A 2,951-nucleotide genomic window follows, 5' to 3' on the forward strand; every position below is an offset into this window, starting at 1 on the left:
CACTACATCCGCTGACTCCAGCTCCGGGGCGCTGTCCGCCCCAGCCAGTACGTCGGTCAGCGACCAGTCGACGTACGGGGTCAGCGCCTGCTCGCACTCCGCGAGGCGCGCGGCGAACACCGGGGAGGAGGCCGCCAGTTCACGGCCCATCCCCAGCCACTGAGACCCCTGCCCCGGGAACACGAACACCACCCGGGCGCCCGCACGTGCCACACCCGAGACGACCGATCCCGCGGGCACCCCGGCGGTCAGGTTCTCCAGGCCGGTCACCAGCTCATCGCGGTCAGCGCCAACCACCACGGCCCGGTGCTCGAACACCGACCGCGTCGCTGCCAGCGACCACGCGACATCCGTCGGCTCCAGTTCAGGCCGGGCCTCAGCCCACTCCTGCAACCGTCCCGCTTGCCCGGCCAGCGCCTCGGCCGACCGCGCCGACACCACCCAGGCACCGACTCCATCGGCCTCGACGACCGCGGGCCCGGCAGACCGCTCACCAGTGGGTTCGTCCAGGGCCTCCGCCCTCTCGCCGTCCTCGGCCGGGGCTTCTTCCACGATGAGGTGAACGTTGGTGCCGCTCAGACCGAACGAGGACACACCGGCACGCCGTACCCGCCCGTTCACCGGCCACGGCACCGGCTCGGTCAGCAGCCGCACCTCACCCTCCGACCAGTCCACGTGCGGCGAGGGCTCCTGCACATGCAGCGTCTGCGGCAACTGCTGGTTCTGCAACGCCAGCACCATCTTGATGACACCGGCCACGCCCGCGGCAGCCTGCGTGTGACCGATGTTCGACTTCACCGAACCCAGCCACAACGGCCGCTCCTCCGGCCGCTCCTGACCGTACGTGGCAAGCAGCGCCTGCGCCTCGATCGGGTCACCGAGCGTCGTGCCCGTGCCGTGCGCCTCCACCACGTCGACCTCGTCGGCCGACAACTGGGCGTTGGCGAGGGCGGCGCGGATCACGCGCTGCTGCGAGGGGCCGTTCGGCGCGGTGAGACCATTGGACGCACCGTCCTGGTTCACCGCGCTGCCCCGCACCACCGCCAGTACCCGGTGCCCGTTGCGGCGGGCGTCGGACAGCCGTTCCATCACCACGACGCCGGCGCCCTCGGCCATGCCCATGCCGTCGGCCTCGGCCGAGAACGCCTTGCACCGCCCGTCCACGGCCAGGCCACGTTGCTGGCTGAAGCCCACGAACCCATCAGGGGTGGAGATCACCGTCGCTCCGCCGGCCAGGGCCAGCGTGCACTCCCCGGAGCGGATCGCCTGGCACGCCAGGTGCAGCGCCACCAGCGACGACGAACACGCCGTGTCCACCGTCACCGCCGGACCCTCAAGCCCCAGCACATACGACACCCGGCCCGACATCACACTCGTCGCGAAGCCGGTCGTCAGGTGCCCTTCGGAGCCCTCGCTCCCCATGGCCACGCCGAAGCCGTATCCCGAGGCGAACCCGCCGACGAACACACCGGTCGGGCTGCCGCGCAGCGACCCGAGGGCGATCCCGGACCGCTCCAGCGCCTCCCACGACACCTCCAGCAACTGCCGCTGTTGCGGGTCCATGGCGAGGGCTTCCCGGGGACTGATCCCGAAGAACCCGGCGTCGAATCCGCTGGCGTCGTGGACGAACCCGCCCGATCGGGTGTAGATGGTTCCCGGGTGGTCGGGGTCCGGGTCGTAGAGGCCCTCCGCATCCCAGCCACGGTCATCCGGGAACCCGCCTACGGCGTCCTTCCCGGTGGCAAGCAGCTCCCAGAACTCGTCGGGGCTGTTCACCTCGCCGGGGAACCGGCAGGCCATACCCACGATCGCGATCGGCTCGTCGACGGCCGTCGTCGCCGTGTGGACCCGCGGCAGGCTGACGGCCGGTGCTCCGTCGCCCATGAGCCGGTCCCGGAGATGCACGGCGAGCGCGAGGGGGTTGGGGTAGTCGAATACGAGGGTGGCGGGCAGACGCAGTCCGCTGGCGGTGTTGAGCCGGTTGCGCAGCTCGACGGCGGTGAGGGAGTCGAAGCCCAGGTCGGTGAAGGCCCGGGTGGACTCGATCGCGTCGAGAGAGGTGTGTCCCAATACGGCGGCCACGTGAGTGCGGATCAGATCGGTCAGCATCCGGTCCCGGTCGGGGGCGGACAGACCGGCCAGTTGCCGGCGCAGCGAATCCGCTCCGGCGGCAGTACCGGAGGCCGCGGTCCGCCGGCCCGCACCACCGCTGACCAGAGCCCGCCACAGCGGCGGAATCTCGGTACTACGAGCGGCCTGGGCACGCAGCCCCGCCAGGTCGAAACGGGTCGGGACCAGCATGGCCTCGTCACGGGCCAGGGCCAGGTCCAGCAGGGCCAGGCCCTCGTCCGCGCTCAGCGCGCTCACTCCGCCGCGGTTGATCCGGGACCGTTCCGCATCGGTGAGCTGCCCGGTCAGCGCACTGACCTCGGCCCACAGCCCCCAGGCCAGCGAGGTTCCGGCCAGCCCGGCCGCACGGCGTTCGGCCGCCAGCGCGTCCAGGAACGCGTTGGCCGCCACATAGTTGCCCTGACCTGGCGCACCGATCGCCGAGGCCGCCGAGGAGAAGAGGACGAAGTGCTCCAGGTCCAGATCCCTGGTGAGCTCGTGCAGGTTCCAGGCACCATCGGCCTTGGGCCGCATCACCGCCGCGACCCGGTCCGGAGTCAGCGACCCGATCACACCATCGTCCAGAACACCGGCGGTGTGCACCACCGTGTTCAGTGGGTGGTCCTCGGAGATCGCTGCCAGCACCGTGGCCAGTGCGTCACGTTCAGCGGCGTCACAGGCCACCACCCGCACCTGCGTCCCCGACGAGGCCAGTTCAGCAGCCAGAGCCGCCACCCCGGCAGCAGCCGGACCGGAACGACTGGTCAGCAGCAGGGCATCAGCCCGGCCCGTCGCACCCAGATGCCGGGCCACCAACCCGCCCAACGTGCCCGTACCACCGG

General features: G+C 71.4%; 1 protein-coding gene. It reads right to left on the reverse strand.

Translation table 11 applies throughout. From position 1 onward, the window contains the following. On the reverse strand, positions 1–2,951 hold a 2,951-nt coding region (locus AQI88_RS41080; RefSeq protein WP_159050547.1), incomplete at both ends, for a type I polyketide synthase.

The sequence above is a fragment of the Streptomyces cellostaticus genome (genome assembly GCF_001513965.1).
Classification (GTDB): Bacteria; Actinomycetota; Actinomycetes; order Streptomycetales; family Streptomycetaceae; genus Streptomyces; species Streptomyces cellostaticus.